General features: G+C 71.6%; 14 protein-coding genes and 1 pseudogene. 7 read left to right on the top strand and 8 right to left on the bottom strand.

Going from position 1 to position 17,806, the window contains the following annotated elements; genetic code table 11:
* The first annotated feature begins 76 nt into the window (after window positions 1–76).
* Both ACZ4SA_RS01045 and ACZ4SA_RS01040 read left to right on the top strand, forming a co-directional pair.
* A complete protein-coding gene (locus ACZ4SA_RS01045) occupies window positions 77–1,081 on the top strand; it encodes an ATP-binding cassette domain-containing protein (RefSeq protein ID WP_468268129.1) in 1,005 nt (334 codons plus the stop codon).
* Window positions 1,078–1,890 (top strand): ABC transporter permease, encoded by an 813-nt coding sequence (locus ACZ4SA_RS01040; protein WP_468268126.1) that lies wholly within the window; start codon window positions 1,078–1,080, stop codon window positions 1,888–1,890. Before ACZ4SA_RS01045 ends, ACZ4SA_RS01040 begins: the two co-directional genes overlap by 4 nt.
* 11 nt (window positions 1,891–1,901) lie before the next feature.
* On the opposite strand, the gene ACZ4SA_RS01035 is transcribed toward ACZ4SA_RS01040, so the two are convergent.
* Window positions 1,902–5,252, bottom strand: a complete 3,351-nt coding sequence (locus ACZ4SA_RS01035) for an AfsR/SARP family transcriptional regulator (protein WP_468268123.1) — start codon at window positions 5,250–5,252, stop codon at window positions 1,902–1,904.
* Between the two features lie 355 nt (window positions 5,253–5,607).
* Between ACZ4SA_RS01035 and ACZ4SA_RS01030 the strand changes: the two genes are divergently transcribed.
* On the top strand, window positions 5,608–7,134 hold the full coding sequence (locus ACZ4SA_RS01030; RefSeq protein ID WP_468268120.1) for a glycosyltransferase family 39 protein: 1,527 nt from the start codon (window positions 5,608–5,610) through the stop codon (window positions 7,132–7,134).
* 21 nt (window positions 7,135–7,155) lie between these two features.
* On the opposite strand, the pseudogene ACZ4SA_RS01025 reads toward ACZ4SA_RS01030, so the two are convergent.
* The 5 genes and pseudogenes from ACZ4SA_RS01025 to ACZ4SA_RS01005 form a co-directional block, all read right to left on the bottom strand.
* A pseudogene (locus ACZ4SA_RS01025) lies at window positions 7,156–8,122 on the bottom strand (LysR family transcriptional regulator).
* An 82-nt stretch (window positions 8,123–8,204) separates the two neighbouring features.
* Window positions 8,205–8,648 carry a DUF6304 family protein gene (locus ACZ4SA_RS01020; RefSeq protein ID WP_468268117.1) on the bottom strand — a complete coding sequence of 148 codons (444 nt, stop codon included), beginning with the start codon at window positions 8,646–8,648 and terminating at the stop codon, window positions 8,205–8,207.
* Between the two features lie 406 nt (window positions 8,649–9,054).
* Complete coding sequence (locus ACZ4SA_RS01015; protein WP_468268114.1) at window positions 9,055–9,636, bottom strand: dihydrofolate reductase family protein; 582 nt, start codon at window positions 9,634–9,636, stop codon at window positions 9,055–9,057.
* Between the two features lie 145 nt (window positions 9,637–9,781).
* The gene (locus ACZ4SA_RS01010) at window positions 9,782–10,813 is read right to left on the bottom strand and encodes a family 2 encapsulin nanocompartment cargo protein polyprenyl transferase (RefSeq protein ID WP_468268467.1); all 1,032 of its coding nucleotides are present in this window, start codon (window positions 10,811–10,813) and stop codon (window positions 9,782–9,784) included.
* Between the two features lie 202 nt (window positions 10,814–11,015).
* On the bottom strand, window positions 11,016–12,434 hold the full coding sequence (locus tag ACZ4SA_RS01005; RefSeq protein WP_468268111.1) for a family 2B encapsulin nanocompartment shell protein: 1,419 nt from the start codon (window positions 12,432–12,434) through the stop codon (window positions 11,016–11,018).
* Window positions 12,435–12,581: 147 nt separating this feature from the next.
* Here ACZ4SA_RS01005 and ACZ4SA_RS01000 point away from each other — a divergent pair, with 147 nt between their 5' ends.
* On the top strand, window positions 12,582–13,541 hold the full coding sequence (locus ACZ4SA_RS01000; RefSeq protein ID WP_468268108.1) for a 1-aminocyclopropane-1-carboxylate deaminase/D-cysteine desulfhydrase: 960 nt from the start codon (window positions 12,582–12,584) through the stop codon (window positions 13,539–13,541).
* Between the two features lie 18 nt (window positions 13,542–13,559).
* Here ACZ4SA_RS01000 and ACZ4SA_RS00995 read toward each other — a convergent pair whose 3' ends face one another.
* Window positions 13,560–15,158 (bottom strand): Na+/H+ antiporter, encoded by a 1,599-nt coding sequence (locus tag ACZ4SA_RS00995; protein ID WP_468268106.1) that lies wholly within the window; start codon window positions 15,156–15,158, stop codon window positions 13,560–13,562.
* Between the two features lie 44 nt (window positions 15,159–15,202).
* On the opposite strand from ACZ4SA_RS00995, the gene ACZ4SA_RS00990 reads away from it, so the two are divergent.
* The 3 genes from ACZ4SA_RS00990 to ACZ4SA_RS00980 all read left to right on the top strand — a co-directional run bounded on the left by ACZ4SA_RS00990 (window position 15,203) and on the right by ACZ4SA_RS00980 (window position 17,065).
* Entirely contained in the window at window positions 15,203–15,463 is a 261-nt protein-coding gene (locus ACZ4SA_RS00990; protein ID WP_468268103.1) for a UBP-type zinc finger domain-containing protein, read from the top strand.
* 244 nt (window positions 15,464–15,707) lie between these two features.
* Window positions 15,708–16,121, top strand: a complete 414-nt coding sequence (locus tag ACZ4SA_RS00985; RefSeq protein ID WP_100111349.1) for an ATP-binding protein — start codon at window positions 15,708–15,710, stop codon at window positions 16,119–16,121.
* Between the two features lie 23 nt (window positions 16,122–16,144).
* Entirely contained in the window at window positions 16,145–17,065 is a 921-nt protein-coding gene (locus ACZ4SA_RS00980; protein ID WP_468268464.1) for an RNA polymerase sigma factor SigF, read from the top strand.
* A 267-nt stretch (window positions 17,066–17,332) separates the two neighbouring features.
* Here ACZ4SA_RS00980 and ACZ4SA_RS00975 read toward each other — a convergent pair whose 3' ends face one another.
* Entirely contained in the window at window positions 17,333–17,773 is a 441-nt protein-coding gene (locus ACZ4SA_RS00975) for a hypothetical protein (RefSeq protein WP_468268100.1), read from the bottom strand.
* Window positions 17,774–17,806: the final 33 nt, after the last annotated feature.

The following is a 17,806-nucleotide window of genomic DNA, read 5'->3' as shown; positions in this document are numbered from 1 at the left end:
CCACGGCGCCAGAGACGTCGGCGGGCTGTCGGCGACTTGTCGGCGATCTGTCGGCGGCGGCTGCCACGGTGGTGCCATGACGCGAATCGACGACGACCGCCGACACGGCCCGCCTCCGGCCGTCGAGGTGAGGGGACTGGTCAAGCGCTACGGCGAGACCGTGGCGATGGACGGGGTGGACCTCGCGGTGGAGGAGGGCACGGTCCTCGGGGTGCTGGGGCCCAACGGGGCGGGCAAGACCACGCTCGTACGCTGCCTGTCCACCCTGGTCCGGCCCGATGCGGGGACGGCGCGGGTCGCCGGGTACGACGTGCTGAGGCAGCCGCGGCAGCTGCGCCGGGTCATCGGGCTGACCGGGCAGTACGCCTCTGTGGACGAGAAGCTCTCCGGTTGGGAGAACCTCTACATGATCGGCCGGCTGCTCGACCTGTCCCGCGGCGCGGCGCGGCGGCGGGCCGACGAGATGCTGGAACGGTTCTCGCTCGTGGACGCCGCCGGCCGCCCGGTGATGCAGTACTCGGGCGGGATGCGCCGACGTCTGGATCTGGCCGCCTCGATGATCGGCCGGCCCGTCGTGCTGTTTCTCGACGAGCCCACTACCGGCCTCGACCCGCGTACCCGGAACGAGGTCTGGGACGAGGTGCGGAGCATGGTCGCGGACGGTGCGACGGTGCTGCTCACCACCCAGTACATGGAGGAGGCCGAGCAACTCGCCCACGAGCTGACGGTCATCGACCGCGGCCGGGTCATCGCCGGAGGCAGAGTGGCCGAGCTCAAGGCCACGGTCGGTGGACGTACCCTGCAACTGCGGCCGAGCGACCCGGCGCAGCTCACGGCCATGGCGGCGGCGATCGCCGAGGCGGGGCTGGACGGCGTAGCGGGGGCGAGGGCCTTGGGGGAGGAGGGACAGCTCCATGTGCCGATCCTCAGCGACGAGCAACTGACCGCTGTCTTGAGCCTGATGGGATCACGGGGCTTCGCCCTCGCTCACGTCGGCACGCATCTGCCGAGCCTCGACGAGGTGTTCCTGGCGATCACGGGTCAGAAGAGCACACACGTGTACCAGGAGGCCGCCGTATGAGCACCGTTGCCGTAGCCGCGGGGGAAGGCCGCATCGGCCTTCGGGCGGGCCTGCGCCACATCGGGGCCCTGGTGCGCCGCAACGCCCTGCAGATCAAGGCCGATCCACAGTCCATGATCGACGCGTTGCTGATGCCGGTCGTGTTCACACTGCTGTTCGTCTACGTCTTCGGCGGGTCGGTCGGCGCGTTCATCGGCGGTGGGCGCGAGGCGTACGCCGGCTATGTGATCCCCGGGCTGATGGCCATGATGGGCCTGAACATCGCCATGGCCGTGGGCACGGGAATGAACGAGGACTTCCACAAGGGCGTCATGGACCGCTTCCGCACCATGCCGATCGCACGGTCCTCCGTGCTGATCGCCAAGATCGTGGTCGAGATGGGCCGGATGCTGGTCGCGACGTCGGTCCTGCTCGGCGTCGGCTTCCTGGTGGGCTTGGAGATCAGGACCTCGGCGCTCGGCCTGCTCGCCGCGGTGGGACTGTCCATGATGTTCGGCGCGTCCCTGATGTGGATCTTCATGCTGCTGGGCATCGCGATGAAGTCGGCCCAGTCCGTGCAGGGGATCGGCATGCTCGCGCTGATGCCGCTGCAGTTCGCCTCGTCGATCTTCACCCCGCCGGCGTCGATGCCGGGATGGCTGGAGAGCTTCACCGAGTACAACCCGCTGTCCAACCTCGCAGATGCCGCCCGGAACCTCATCAACGGAGGGCCGGTGGCCCACTCCGTGTGGATGACGCTGGGCTGGGCTACGGCCATCACCGTCGTCACGGCGCCGCTCGCGGTGGCCCGGTTCCGCGGGAAGCGCTGATCGCACCCCGGTCAGAGCAGGGCGGCGGCCTCCTCGAGACTCAGGCCGCCGCCCTCGGCGCGCGCCGCCTCGAACGCCGTGTCCCCGAGCACGGCGCGTGCGGACTCCTCCGCGAGCCGCAGGTTCTCCCGCTCGAAGGAGCTGAGGAAGTGGCCGGGCGGCAGCAGGCCCTCGTGCGCACCGACGAGCCGGGCCGCGCGCAGCGCCCGGTCCTCGCCGCCGAGACCGGTCAGCGCCCGGGCCGCGGTGAGCAGCTGGGAGGCCGAGAGCTGCGGGCTGACCATCATGGACAGCGGGGTGCAGCCCAGCTCCCACGCACGGCGGCAGCGGGCGAGAGCGTCGTCGAAGTCGCCGTCGAGCACATCCACACAGGCGAGGACACCGTGGGCCAGCCCCTCGAACACGGCGAGCGTCTCGGTACGGAAGTCGTCCAGCAGCAGCCCGAGTTGGCTGCGTGCCTCGGCGGTACGACCGGTCCTGGTCAGCCGGAGGGCCAGGATCAGACGGGCGGCGATCACAGCCTCGTAGCCGCTCTCGGGGCCGGCGGCCAGCACCTCGCGCAGGATCCTCTCGGCTTCCGCCCCGCGGCCCGTCTCGGTGAGCACGCCCGCGAGGCGGGCCCGCAGCAGGGAGACCTGGCTCTGCGCGCCGAGGACGGCCGCGCGGTCGATCGCCCGGCGGAAGTCGTCCGCCGCCGCCTCGTACGCGCCACTGCGCTCGTGGGCCTCACCGCGGGCGGAGAGCGCCTCCGCCGCACCCCAGGCGTCACCGAGCCGTTCGAAGATCTCCAGGCTGCGGTCGGCGTCGCGCCGCGCGTCGCCCGCCCACAGGGTGCGGTTGGCCAAGGCGTTGGCGCGCACCTGGAGCACGGCCGCCAACTCCCAGTCGTAGCCCGCCTCCTCCGCGGTGCGCACCGTGGTGTCGAGGACCTCCAGAACGTGCTCGCCGTGGCCGGCGATGAGGACGGCGAAGAACCACAGCGAGGCGGGGAAACGGCATGCCTGCGGCAGACCGGCGTGGTAGGCCTCGGTCACGCGGCCCAGCCGGCGCCGGCGCTCCGGGGTCGTCCACTCCTCGATCGCGTAATCCATGTTGACCATCCGCACCAGCCGCGCCTGTCGGCGCGCCTCCGCCAGCAGCTCCGGCCGCAGCGGCGGCGGAGCGTCCGTGCAGCGCTCCGTCAGCGGCGGGGCGGGTACGACGGGCGGCGCGAACGGGTCGGGCCCCAGGGCGGAGACGGCACCGGCCCAGTGGCGGGCATCGCTGCGCAGATCCCTCAGCTGCCAGTACCAGGCGAGCGACAGCACCAGGCTGAGCCCCTCGTGCTCGTCGCGCGCGGCGACCGCGTGCCGCAACGCGGTCCGCAGGTTCTCGTGCTCCAGCTGCAGCCGGGCGAGCGCGGCACGCTGCCCGGAGCCGCGCAGCCGGGGATCGAGGGTCCTGGCCAGCTCCCGGTAGTGCACCAGGTGCCGGCGCTCGGTGGCCTCCCGCTCCCCGGCCTCGTCGAGCCGCTCGCCCGCGTACTCCGCGACGGTCTCCAGCAAGCCGTACCGCATCTCCCCGTCCGCGCCGGGCACCGCGACGACCAGCGACTTGTCGACCAGCGCCCCCAGCAGCCCGGCGACGTCCGGGCCCGGGTGCCCTGCGGGGGCGTGGTCGGCCGGGTCCCGGCAGACGGATTCCGCCGCGGCGAGGTCGCTGCCACCCGCGAAGACCGAGAGGCGGCGCAGCACCGAGTGCTCGGAGGCGTCGAGGAGGTCCCAGGACCAGTCGATGACCGCACGCAGCGTCTGCTGGCGCGGCAGCACCGTCCGCGCCCCGCTCGTCAGCAGGCGGAACCGGTCGTCAAGGCGGTCGGCGATCTGGGTGGCGGTGAGCATCCGCAGCCGCGCGGCCGCGAGTTCGATGGCAAGCGGCAGTCCGTCGAGGCGGCGGCAGATCTCGGCGGACGCCGAAGAGGTCGCCTCGTCCGCGTCGACACGGAAGCCGGGCCGGGCGGCCGCGCCGCGGTCGGCGAGCAGGCGCAGCGCCACCGGAACGGGCAGCGGGCCCACGGGGCGCACCAACTCGCCCGGTACGCCGAGCGGTTCACGGCTGGTGGCCAGGACCGTGAGTCCCGGGCAGCGCTCCAGGAGCCGCTCGGCGAGCGTGGCTGCGGCCTCCACGACGTGCTCGCAGTTGTCCAGCAGCAGCAGCATGCGCCGGCGCGCGCAGTGTTCGGCGATCCGGACGAGGGAGTCGCCGCTCTGCCGCTCGCCGCCCGCCCTGAGTTCGTCCGCACCCGCGCCCCACAGCACGGTCTCGCGTCCTCCCAGGGCGTTGAGCACGGCCTCCGGAACCGACTCCGGGCCCTCCACGGGCGCGAGTTCGGCGAGCCAGACGCCGTCGGGCCAGGGATGGTCCGGGCGCGCCACGGTCCGCGCGGCCACCTCCTGGGACAGCCGCGTCTTGCCCGAGCCGCCGGCCCCGACGAGCGTGACGAGGCGGGCCCGGGCCAGGTCCTCCCGGACTGCCCGCAACTCGGGCTCGCGCCCGACGAAACTGTTGAGCCTGGCGCGCAGGTTGCCCGGCGGCCGCGCGCCGGGCAAGGCGTCGGCCGCCGGGTGGGGGGCCCGGGAACCGCCCGGCTCGTACGCGTGCGTTCGCAGCAGTTCCTCGTGCAGTGCGCGCAGCCGTGGGCCGGGGTCCGCGCCAAGGCGGTCGGCGAGAGTGCGGCGGACCTCCTCGTACGCGGCGAGCGCCTCCGCGGTGCGGCCGGCGTCCCGCAGCGCCGCGATCCGCAGCTCCTGGAACCGTTCGTCCAGCGGATACGCGGCGCACGACTCCGCCAGCTCCGCGAGGGCCTCCTCCGCCCGGCCACCGATCGCGAGCACCGCGGCCAGCCGGGTGCGGCGGGCATGGAGCCGCCGAGTCTCCCAGCGGGCGGCCTCGGCGAGCCGCCCCGGCAGGTCCGCCAGTACTGGGCCGCGCCACAGCGCGAGTGCCTCGTCGAGGAGTGCCGCCGCCTTGACCGGGTCGCCGTCGGCCAGTGCCCGCGTCCCCTCGTCTGTGAGCCGGTCGAACCGGTGCAGGTCCACCTCGTCCCGCTCCGCGCGAAGTTGGTATGCACGGCCCTCCGCGGAGGACACCGCGTCCCGTCCCAGCGCCCTGCGCAACCGGCCTATCAGCGCCTGCACCGCGCCGGCGGCTTCCGCGGGCGGGTTCCCGTCCCAGATCTCGTCGACCAGGACACTCAGCGGGACCGCGCGCCCGGTCCGCAACGCCAGCGAGGTCAGCAGCGCCCGCAGCCGGGCGCCGCCGAGCGCGACGGGCGTACCGTCGTCGTGAAGTGCCTGGGTGGGGCCGAGCAGGCGGTAGTGCATCCGGCCATTGTGTCCGCCGACCCGCAGCCGGCGCACGCTGGGTGGCCGGCGCACCCCGCCGGGGGCGTTCGCGTACGCACGGGCCGCGCTCCCACCGCCGGTCATCATGAGAGACCAGGTCAGCGATCTGTCGCGGTCAACGCCGCAGGTCGCCGACCCGGCCATATAATTGGAGACCAAGAAGGCCTGATTGCACGTCAGCCTCCCGCACCCGGCCCACAGGCTCCTCATCCGGAGACCGTGGGGGCCGGGTGCGGGCGTATGGGGCGGCAACTGGACGGGCAACCTCCGGTTCCGGTGCTGTGAGGGGGAAGCCATCGACCTGCAGGAACAGACTCCGGCCGAAGACCCTGCCGTGCCGTCGCGGCCCGGCCCGGCAGCGGAAACGGCGCCGGGAACGGCGCCGGACGCCGCGTCGGGAACGTCCGGTCGGCCGGCCTCCGTTCTGGCACCGGCCGCCCTCGCCCTGGTTCTCGGGCTGTGGGGACTGACCCGGGACGGGTCGATGTGGCGGGACGAGTCCGTCACCCACCAGGTCGCGCACCGCAGCATCCCCGAGATATGGGAGCTGCTCGACAACGCCGATGCCGTGCACGGCCTCTACTACTTCTTCATGCACGGCCTCTTCTCGCTATGGGACGGCGGCCTTGTCGCGCTCAGGCTGCCGTCCGTGCTGGCGGTGTCCGCGGCCGCCGCCCTCGTCGGACTGACCGCTTGCCGCATCGCGGGGCGCCGGGCGGGAGTGCTGAGCGGACTCGTGTTCGCGGCCACTCCCGAAGTGCAGATGTACGCGCAGGAAGGGCGCTCCTACGCGATGGTCTGCGCTCTGCTCGCCCTTGCCACCTATCTGCTGGCTTGCTCCCTGACCGACGCTGCTTCCGGGAGCGTCGGGGTGAGCTACGCATGCGCCGTCCTTGTGGCGGGCTGGCTGCACGTCTTCGCGGCACTCGCGCTTCTGGCACACGGCATCACGGTCGCCCTCTCACGGGAGACGCCACGGCTCAGGCGGTCCGGGGCAGTGGCCGCCGGGTGCGCGTTCATCGGGCTCGTCCCGCTGATCCTGTTCGGCATGGGGCAGACCGGCCAGGTCTCGTGGATCGGCGGGCCCAAGCCCAGGGAGTGGTTCGAGATCGCGGCAGTGGCCCTCGTGGCCCTCCTGTGCGCCCGGTACCTCGCCTCGCTCGAACGGCAGCCCCGCGTCGCGCGCCTGGCACTGCCGCTCGCGGTCGTTCCGACGGCGGTGCTGCTCCTGGCCGCGGTCCACGAGCCCATGTACGTGGACCGGTACGTCCTGTTCACCAACATCGGGTTCTCGCTGCTCGTCGGTACGTCACTGAGCGCACTCCTCACATCGGCGTCCGCCCTCGCGCCGCTGCGGAGCCGGGCCGCCCGCTCCGTTGCCGTGACGGCGACGGCCGTGGCCGTGGTGCTCGCGCTCACTCCGGTGACGTTGCAGATGAGGACACCCGACAGCCGGAAGGACGATGTGACGGCCATCGCGGAGGCGGTGCAACACCTCTCCGAACCGGGCGACGGAGTGGTCTTCGCCCCCGCGCGACGCCGCGAGTGGAGACTCTCCCGCCCCGACGAGTACGCCGGACTCGTCGATCTCGCCCTGATGTCGAGCCCGCGGGCCTCCGCAACGCTCCAGGGCGTGGAGTTCCCGGCGGCCGAGATCGGCAGGCGCATGGCGTCCATGGACCGGATCGTGGTGCTGAGCGACCCGCCGGGACAGCCGGAGGACGCCTTCGAGCAGGAAGCGGTCAAGCGCGAGGTGCTGCGCACCGCGTTCCACGAGTGCGCACGAAAACAGGTGAAGGGGGCTCAGGTGACCCTCTACACCCGTTCGAAGTCCTGCGGAGAGGCACTGCAGGGGGGCTGATGGCCGTTCAGGCCCGGCCCCTCAGGCCGCCGGGACGGAGGTCGGCGTGGCCGTTCCCAGGAGCGGGCTGTCGTGGCGCAACAGCCACTGCCGGTACGTGGCGGACCTGGCCGCCGCCTCCCGGTAGGCGGCGGCCAGGTCCGCGTACACCGTCTCGTACAGCTCGGTGGACGCTCCCGCTCTGGAGAACAGCAGCAGCCGCACAGCCAAGGGGGCCCCGCGCAGAGGGCGGACGGCCATGTCCTCGCGCGGGGTGGAGGTCGGCTGGCAGGGGGCGACCACCTCGCCGACCGCGATCAGGGACACCGCGGTGTGGTAGCAGCACGGGCGGGTCGATACCGGCCGCACCCAGCACCCGGCGCAGCCCGTCCCATTCTCCGTCGACCGTCGGGTCGACCATCCAGCGGTCATGGGCGAGATCGCCGAGGTCGACGACTGCCGCGGCCGCGGCCGGGTGGTCGCGCGCCATGGAGACGAACTGCGGCTCACGCTCGACGAGTACGCGGACGCCGAGCCCCTCCGGCACCAGCAATGGACAGCCCTCCACCTCGTGCACGAACGCGACGTCGAGCTGGCCTGCGGCGACCATCCGCAGCAGGGCGTTGGCGGACACGTCCATGTGGAGCGAGATGTCGGTGCCCGGCAGCCGATGGCGGAGTCGGTGCAGCCAGCCCGCGAGCGCCCGTCTGGCGGTCGATCCGATGCGCAGCAACGGGCCGCCCGCGCCCGCCGCGGCCGCCCTCGCCTCCATGACGAGCACGCCCGTCTCCGCCACGAGCGGCCGGGCCCGGCTCAGCACGGAACGGCCGAGCGGTGTCGGACGGCAGCCGGTCCGCTCGCGGGAGAAGAGCGCCGCGCCGAGGAAGTTCTCGATGCGGCGCAGCTGGGTCGTCAGGGACGGCTGGCTGACACCGAGCTGCCGGGCGGCTCGGTGCAGGCTGCCGGCGTCTCTGTCAGGAGTGGCACCACCGTGAAGGGCGCCCCGCAGTGCACTGCGGGGCGCCCGCCATGCCTCCTGCTGCCGCGAAGGCTGCCTTGCCGGGGACGTCCGCCGCTCAGGCACCGGTCGCTCAGGCGTCCGCCGGCGCGCGCTGCCCGAGCTGGGCTCCGGGCGGAAGCTGGCGCCGGATGCGGCCGACCGCGTCCTCGAAGTCGCCGTCTCCCACACCCGCCTCGTACGCGGTGCCGTCGCAGTGCAGCGTCAGATTGAGATCCGCCCGGTCCAGGGGCGGGTCCCCCTCGGTGGGCTCACCCAGTGTCAGCAGGCAGCTGAGCGTGGCCTGTTGCACCGTCCCATTCGCATGGACAGGCAGCGGCATGTCCCATTCCAGAACGCATGACGTCAGGACATGAGGCGCGCCCCCTGCCCGAAGGGCGGCAAAGGTGGTGCCTTGGTACTCAATACCCCTGATGATGGTGCGCAGTTGGCCGCCGCTCGCCGATATGGTGACCGATTCCGCGCCCTGCCGGTCGCGGTACCAGCCGGCCCAGGCTTCCGTAGACTCCGATGACATGCGCGGACTGTAGCGGTACGCGCGAACGCGCCGCTCCCCAGGTGCCCCTCAGCACGAGCCGACGGCCTGGCCGGGCGACTCGCCCGGTGACACATCCGTCGAGCCGCCGCCGGGCGCTCCGCGGGAGACTGCGCCGGGCGAGTGACCTTCCGACTCCCCCCGCGGCTCACCCTCACCGGGAACGCCCTGCCCGCAGTCCGGGTTGCGGCAGGGAGCGGGCTCCCACAGCGGGACGTACGTCCCGAACGTCTTGTGCCGCTTCACGACCGAACCCACAGGCTGCCCGCAGGTGGCGCACACCCGCCGGCGCTGCGGGTCATGACTGGTTCGGGATACTTCGCGTCCTTCAGTGCCCATATCAACAGAATATGACGGTATGGACGACCCGGACAGTGCAACGATCTCCTCAGGCCTTCCGGGCGTACTTACTGACGACCACACCGTTGTCGAAGGTATGAACGGATCCGAGTGAGAAGCCGGCGCGACGGAACGGGGCCGCGAACATGGGCATGCCGGAGCCCAGGACGACCGGGTACGTCTTGATGACCAGTTCGTCGACCTCGTCGATCAGCTGTCCGGCGAGGTGCGCGCCGCCGCAGAGGTAGATGCCGAGGCCCTCCTCCTTCTTGAGCTCCCGGACAGCGCCGGACACATCACCGGAGACGATGGTCACGTTCGGGTCGGGGGACTCGCGGATGCTGTTCGACGCCACGTACTCACGCAGATGGGCATACGGGCTGGCGATCCCGGCCTTCAGCGCCAGGTCGTAGCTGGCGCGGCCCTGTATGACCGTGTCGTACGCCGCGTTCGGGGCGTCGTCGACACCGAGGGCCCGCCGCCCCGCGGTCGGCAGTGTGTCGGCGCACTCGACCTTGAGGTACTCCAGAAAGTCGCCGGTCACGAAGTCGGTGAAGAAGCCGGCCTCGCCGTCCGGCGCTCCGATGAAGCCGTCGATGGAAGCTGCGATGAAGTAGCTGAGCTTTCGCACACTGATCCTCTGATCGCCGGGTGCCCAAGGCGGCCCGATCCGTCCGGCGCTTTCCGCCGCCGGACCCTCAAACCACGTCACCCATAGTGCTTCAATTGACGTCCTCAGGCAAGTGCCTTTGTATCGACCAAGTGCCTTTGACAGCTCAGCGGTTGCGGCGGGTGACGAACTCGGCCAGCGACAGCAGATCGCCCGCACTGGTCAGATCCGGGACCGCCCTCGAGAGCTCACCGACCGCACGCGACATCCGGTCCGCGGCGTGCAGTTGGGCCCAGTCCCGACCTCCCGCCCGCTCCACCGCGTCGGCGGCCCGGCCGACCGCCGCCGCGCTCATCGGCCCGCGGTACAGCTCGGCCAGTTCGGCTGCGGCCGGAGTGCGGGAGGCGAGAGCGGCGACCACCGGGAGGGACTTCTTGTGCGCCGCGAGGTCCGCGCCCGCCGGCTTACCCGTGTGCTCCGGGTCGCCCCAGATCCCGATGAGGTCGTCGATGAGCTGGAACGCCAAGCCGGCCTCCCGCCCGAAGGCGTCCATGGCCGCCGCCTCCTCTTCTCCCGCGCCCGCGTACAGCGCGCCGAGCGCGCAGGCGCAGCCGAGCAGAGCCCCGGTCTTGGCCGTCGCCATGGCGAGGCACTCCTCGAGCGTGACCTCGTGCGGAGGACGTTCCTCGAACGCGCAGTCGGCCTGCTGCCCCGCACACAGCTCGATGACACAGGCCGTCAGCCGCACCGACGCCGCGACCGAGGCCGCATGCCGGTCCTCCACGAGCAGTCGCAGCGCCAGCGCCGACATCGCGTCCCCGGCGATGATGGCGTCCGCGGTACCGAAGACCGTCCAGGCGGTGGGGCGGTGCCTGCGGGTGGGGTCCTCGTCGATCACGTCGTCGTGCAGCAGGGTGAAGTTGTGGGCGAGCTCCACCGCCGCGGCGGCCCGTACGGCCTGCGCCGGGTCTCCGCCCAGTGCACGGCAGGCGGCGAGCACGAGCGCCGGCCTGACGGCCTTGCCCGCCGACCCGGCGGCCGGTGTGCCGTCGGCCTGCTCCCAGCCGAAGTGGTACATGGCGACCCGGCGCATGGAGCCGGGCAAGGAGGCGATGGCGGAACGGAGTTCGGGGTCGACCGCACTGCGCGTGCGCTCCAGGAGGACGACTGCCTCCCGGCCCTCGACGGTGTCCGACATGGTCAAGTGGGCGTTCCTTTCCCGGTGGCGGTTCGCTCTCGCGGTCGGGGACACGACGACGCGGCCGCACCCCCTCGGGGACTCTCGTTCGGATCTCGCCGCTCTCGCCGCTCTCGCCGGTCCGGCCTGATCCGGACGAGAGTCACTCGGTCACGTTTCCGGTCTCTCTCGTCCCCGGTAGGTCACCTCTGCACAGGTCGCGTCACCGCCAGCGGCTCACCTCCACGTTCTCCAGGACCCCGAGCGCGTCGGGAACGAGCACCGCGGCGGAGTAGTAGGCCGTGACCAGGTACGAGATGATCGCCTGCTCGTCGATGCCCATGAAGCGCACCGACAGGCTCGGTTCGATCTCGTCCGGGATGCCGCTCTGCCGCAGCCCGATGACGCCCTGGTCGTCCTCTCCGGTACGCATGCAGATGATGGACGTCGTCCTGGCCTCGGAGATCGGGATCTTGTTGCACGGAAAGATCGGCACGCCGCGCCAGGCGGGCACCTGGTGACCGCCGACCTCCACACTGTCGGGGACCAGTCCGCGCCTGTTGCACTCGCGTCCGAAGGCGGCGATGGCGCGCGGATGGGCCAGGAAGAGCTTCGAACCCCGCCGGCGGGACAGCAGCTCGTCCATGTCGTCTGGGCTCGGCACACCGTCGTGCGGCTGCAGCCGCTGGCCGTAGTCGCAGTTGTGGAGGAGGCCGAACTCGCGGTTGTTGACGAGCTCGTGCTCCTGGCGCTCGCGCAGCGCCTCGACGGTCAGCCGCAACTGCTGCTCCGTCTGGTTCATCGGCTGGTTGTAGAGGTCCGCGACGCGGCTGTGGACCTTCAGCACGGTCTGGGCGACGCTCAGTTCGTACTCCCGCGGCGCCGCGTCGTAGTCCACGTACGTATGAGGCACGACGGCCTCGCCGACATGGCCTGCCGACAGGTCGATCGCCGCTTCGCCGTACTTGTTCGTGCGCTGGTGGGGCAGCGCCGCCAGACTCGCCAGATGCGTGCGCAGCGACTCCGCCCGGTCCGCCAGGTTGAGCACGTCGTCCCTGGTCAGGACCAGGACCGTACAGGCGGTGGCTGCACGGGCGGTGTACTGCCAGGTGGCGTCGCGGTCCACCAGTGAGTGGTCGCCGAAGTACGCCCCGTCGGCGAGGACTTCGACGACCGCCTCGTCCCCGTAGGGGCCTTCGCCGACCTTCTCGACCCTGCCGTGCGCCAGCAGGAAGATCCGGTCCGCCGCCTCCCCGCCGGACGCGAGCACCTGCCCCGCCGCGAACACGCGCTGCTCGCACCGCTGCGCCAGCTCCGCGAGCGCCGCTTCGTCGCCGAAGTCCCGCAGCGCCGGCAGTTCGCCCAGCTCGGCAGGGATGACCGCGACCCGGTCCCCGGTCTGCACGAACGTCACTCGGCCGTCGCCGACCGAATAGCTCAGGCGGCGGTTGACGCGGTACGTGCCGCCTTGCACCTGCACCCACGGCAGCATGCGCAGCAACCACCGTGAGGTGATCTCCTGCATCTGCGGGGCGGACTTGGTGGTGGTCGCGAGATTCCGTGCGGCTGCGGTGCCGAGACTCTGCTGCGGCGCCTGGTCCCGCACAACCTCGCCGACGGAACCAACCGAACCAACCGTCATGGGACTCCCTCTCGATCATGTTCTGACCTGCAGAGCAAAGCCTTCCAGTGCGGTGTGTAAGTACGCCATTACACAAATGAGTGGGACTGGTTCTTCAGGACCGGGGCAGTGGCCGGATCGGCTCGCACACCCGGCCACAATGAAGTCATGTCCCGGAGAACACTCGTCCCCGGTGCCGCGCTGCGGCCCCGGCTGCCCTCACCGCTGCAGCCGATCGAGGACGAACGCTTCTCCCGGCACGGCGTGCGGTTGCTCCTCAAGCGCGACGACCTGATCCACCCCGACCTGCCCGGCAACAAGTGGCGCAAGCTGGTGCCGAACCTCCGGGTCGCCGCCGGCCGGCCGGTGCTGACCTTCGGCGGCGCGTACTCCAACCATCTGCGCGCCACGGCCGCCGCCGGGCGGCTGCTCGGTTTTCCGACGATCGGTGTGGTGCGGGGCGACGAACTCGCCGCGCGTCCCCTGAACCGGTCCCTGGCCCGGTGCGCGGCGGACGGCATGCGCCTGCTGTTCGTCGACCGCACCACCTACCGCGCAAAGAACGACCCCCAGGTGCGGGCCCGCATCCTCGCGACCCTCGACGGCGCGGCGTCCCACGACGTGTACGTGGTCCCCGAGGGCGGCAGCAACGGGCCCGCCGCCGCCGGCTGCGCCGACCTCGGCCGCGAGCTGCGCGGCCTCGCCGACGTGGTGGCCGTCGCCTGCGGGACCGGCGGCACCCTGGCAGGGCTGGCCGCCGGACTCGGCAGCGGTCAGCGCGCCGTCGGCTTCCCGGTCCTGAAGGGCGGCTTCCTCTGCACGGCGGTAGCCGCCCTGCAGGACGAGGCCTTCGGCGGGCCGGCGGGCAACTGGTCGCTCGAGGAACGGTTCCACTTCGGCGGTTACGCCCGTACGACCCCCGCGCTCGAACAGTTCGCCACCGATTTCGGGGCGCGGCACGGCCTTCGCCTGGAACGTGTCTATGTCGCCAAGTTGCTTTACGGACTCGTCGAGATGACCGCAGAGGGCGCGTTCCCGCGCGGCACGACGATCGCGGCGGTCGTCACCGGCGACGACGACAGCGCGGCACCCGGATGCGGCCCGAGCGCGACACCCGACGACGACTGAAGGCGCCGGCTGACGGGCTCAGGCGGTCTCCTCCCGGTATGCCGCCGCCTCCTCCAGGTCCAGCCTGCGCAGCAGCGTGCGCAGCATCTCGTCGTCGATCTCGCGGCGGTTCCGCAACTCGAAGAAGACGTCACGCTCCGTGGAGATCATCTCCCTGGCCAGCCGCCGATAGGTGTCGTCCGCGGACTCCCCCGTCACCGCGTTGACCGTACCGAGCCGCTCCCAGACCGAGTTCCTGCGGCGTTCCATCACGGTGCGCAGCCGGTCCGCGAGCGGCCCCGGCAGCTGGTTGCTCTCGTCCTCGAGCAGTTCCTCCAGCCGTCGCTCCGCCGCGGTGGACGCCTGGTTCTGGGCCTGCGCCTCGGCCAGTGTCTGCGCGTGGACGTCCCGTCCCTGGATCTTCAGCACGCGGATCAGCGGCGGCAGCGTGAGCCCCTGCACCACGAGGGTTCCGATCACCGTGGTGAAGGTGAGGAACAGGACCAGGTTCCGGGCCGGGAAGCTCTCCCCGCTCGATGTCGTCAGCGGGATCGAGAAGGCGATGGCCAGGGAGACCACGCCCCGCATCCCGGCCCATCCGACGATCAGCGGCGCTTTCCAGTTGGTGTCCGGTTCGCGTTCCCTGATACGCCGGGAAAGCATCCGCGGCACGAAGGTGGCCGGATAGACCCAGACGAACCGCACGACCACCACGGCGACGAAGACTCCCGCCGCGTACAGAAGGGACTCGCCCACACCGTAGTCGCCGAGGTCCTCCACCACGATCGCCAGTTGCAGGCCGATCAGCGCGAAGACCGACGACTCGAGGACGAAGGCCACCATCTTCCACACGGCTTCCTCCTGGAGCCGGGTGGCGAAGTCGACCTGGTAGGAGTGGTGTCCCAGATACAGGGCGACGACGACCACGGCGAGGACGCCGGACGCATGGACCTGCTCGGCGGCGGCGTAGGCGATGAACGGGATGAGCAGCGACAGGGTGTTCTGCAGGAGCGCTTCCTTCAGGTGCTTGCGCAGCCAGTGGATCGGGATCATCAGCACAAGACCGACGACGACGCCGCCGACGGACGCCAGGGCGAACTCCTGGAAGCCGGCGCCCCAGCCGACGCCGGCGCCGATCGCAGCGGCCAGCGCCACCTTGTAGGCGGTGATCGCGGTGGCATCGTTCACCAAGGATTCACCTTGGAGGATCGTCGTGATGCGGGCGGGCAGACCGAGCCGGCGAGCGATGGCCGTGGCGGCGACCGCGTCCGGCGGCGCGATCACCGCGCCCAGCACCAGAGCCGTCGGCAGCGGCAGATCGGGCACCAGCAGATAGGCGAGGTATCCGACGGCGACCGTCGCGAACAGGACATAGCCCACCGACAGCAGGGCTACGGGACGGAGGTTGGCCCGCAGGTCCAGGTACGAACTGTCCAGCGCCGCGAGATGCAGCAGCGGAGGCAGCAACAGCGGCAGCACGATGTGCGGGTCGAGGTGGTAGTCCGGAACACCCGGCACGTACGAGGCGAACAGCCCGGCCGCCACCAGCAGCAGCGGCGCCGGGATCGGCGTCCTGCGGGCCGCTCCGGCCACGGCGGCGCTCACCGCGATCAGCCCCACCAGCGGCAATGCTTCCATCACACCGACCTCACGTCCGTCACAGCCGTCGTAACCTGGCAATCATGAGCGAGTGTCCGCACGTAGCAGAACTGCCGCGCCCCGAGCCGGTGCCGCTGGCCGACACCTGCCAGGAATGCCTGGCCCCCGGCAGCCATCCCGTCCAGCTCCGGCTGTGTCTGGTCTGCGGGCACGTGGGCTGTTGTGACTCCTCGCCGATGCAGCACGCGAGCGCACACTTCAAGGAGAGCGCGCATGCCGTGATGCGCAGTTTCGAGCCGGGGCAGGTGTGGCGGTGGTGTTTTGTGGACGGTTCGATCGTCTGACGCGTGGGTACGTCAACCATCCCCCGGGTCCGCTCAATTGACTGGCGCAGAACTCTAGCCACTGTGCGTACTCATGGGCTTACATTGAGTGACACCTATCGGCCTGGGGGTCCTGGCGACACGGCACCATGGATCGCGATAGCGTCGCCAGGCCAGACCTGGCTGCGTGATCGACCACGTAACGCATGGCCGCGGGGCCTTTGCCCCCGGCCCGGAAAGAGCTTGTGCCACCTTGGAGGTGAGGGTGTCCCAGATCGCAGGCGAGCCCGGGACCCAGGACTTCGTGGAAGTCCGGCTGCCCGCTGCGGGTGCCTACCTGTCCGTGCTGCGTACGGCCACCGCCGGCCTCGCAGCGCGATTGGACTTCACCCTCGACGAGATCGAGGATCTGCGGATCGCGGTGGACGAGGCGTGCGCGATCCTGCTGCAGCAGGCCGTTCCCGGTTCCGTCCTGAGCTGTGTGTTCCGGCTCGTCGACGACTCGCTCGAGGTGACGGTCTCCGCTCCCACGACCGACGGCCGGGCGCCTGAGCGCGACACTTTCGCCTGGACGGTGCTCTCCGCACTGGCCGGCAAGGTCGACTCGTCGGTCGCCGACGACCGTACGGTCGCCATCAGCCTGTACAAACAGCGCGGCGCGGGACCCGGGCCGGCGTGAGCGACGGAAACGGGGTCGGTCCGATGCGGGAGGACGAGGAGCGAGGCCCCAGGGTGCTGAGCGCGTCTGCCGGCATCCCTGAGCAGCAGGCACGGCCGCACCCGGTGGTGGACGAACCTGATGGCCGTACGGCCTCGGCAGAGCGGGCGGACCGTATGAGCGAGCAGCAAAAGGATCAGCGTCACGATCCTCATGACCGCAGCGGCGCACGGGCGATGTTCATCGAGCTGCGCAAGCTGCCCGACGGATCGCCCGCGCGGGCCGAGCTGCGCAACCAGCTCGTACGGATGCACCTGCCGCTGGTCGAGCACCTGGCGAGGCGGTTCCGCAACCGCGGGGAGCCGCTGGACGACCTGACGCAGGTCGCGACGATCGGCCTGATCAAGTCGGTGGACCGGTTCGATCCGGATCGCGGTGTCGAGTTCTCCACGTACGCGACACCGACGGTGGTCGGCGAGATCAAGCGCCACTTTCGCGACAAGGGATGGGCCGTGCGGGTGCCGCGCCGGCTGCAGGAGCTGCGACTCGCGCTGACCACCGCGACCGCCGAGCTCTCCCAGCAGCACGGCCGCTCACCGACGGTGCACGAACTGGCGGAGCGCCTCGGCATCTCGGAGGAGGAGGTCCTGGAGGGCCTGGAGTCCGCGAACGCGTACTCGACGCTGTCCCTGGACGTACCCGACACGGACGACGAGTCTCCGGCGGTCGCGGACACACTCGGCGCGGAGGACGAGGCGCTGGAGGGCGTGGAGTACCGCGAGTCCCTGAAGCCGCTGCTGGAGGACCTTCCCCCGCGGGAGAAGCGCATCCTCCTGCTCCGCTTCTTCGGGAACATGACCCAGTCGCAGATCGCTCAGGAGGTCGGCATCTCCCAGATGCACGTCTCCCGCCTCCTGGCCCGCACGCTGGCGCAACTGCGCGAACGGCTGCTGGTCGAGGAGTAGCGCCGGCCCGGACCGGCCCGCGTCAGCGGGGCCCTGCCCGGCCCGTGCGACGTCCGCGCTGCCGCCGCGCCACCCGGTTCGGGTGGCGCGGCGGCCGGCTACACCTCGCCGCGGGCGCTGCCGCGGATGCCGGCTACGTCCCGTCCGGTGTGACGACCGGACCAGCGACGCCTCGCCGCGGGCGCTGCCGCGGATGCCGGCCGCATCCGCCCGGTGCCGCATCCGGCCACCGGTCAGGCCCCGCCGCGGACGCTGCCGCGCATGGCGCTACGCCTCGTCGCGGGCGCTGCCGCGGATGCCCAGCGCCGCCGCCGTCGCCGGGTTCGCGAGGAACACGAGCCCCGTCACCGCCACCGCCGCCACGACCGCGCCCAGCGGGATGAGGGCACCGGAGGCGCGCAGCAGGGTCCACGCCGGGATCAGGGCGATCAGCTGGGTGATGATCGCCGGGCCCCGGCTCCAGCTGCGCTGCCGCAGCAGCCCCCGCGCCGCCGCGAGCGGGATCACGCCGAGCACCATGAGCGTCAGGCCGCCCATCTCCGCCTGGGACGGGCTCTCGGGCCGGCCGAGCAGGCCCATCACGAGCATGTAGACACCACCCGAGACCAGCGCCAGCCCCTCGGCGGCGCACACCGCGGCCGCCGCGGTCAGGCGGGAAGGACGAGCGGGCTGCACGGGGCGGGGAGAGGTCTGGTCTTCGCTGCTCACCCTTGCAGGGTAGCCGTCGGCGCACGCCGCCCC

Source organism: Streptomyces sp. NPDC027962, assembly GCF_055566095.1.
The sequence above is the reverse complement of the archived record's forward strand: the minus strand, read 5'-3'. Positions and strand labels throughout refer to the sequence as shown.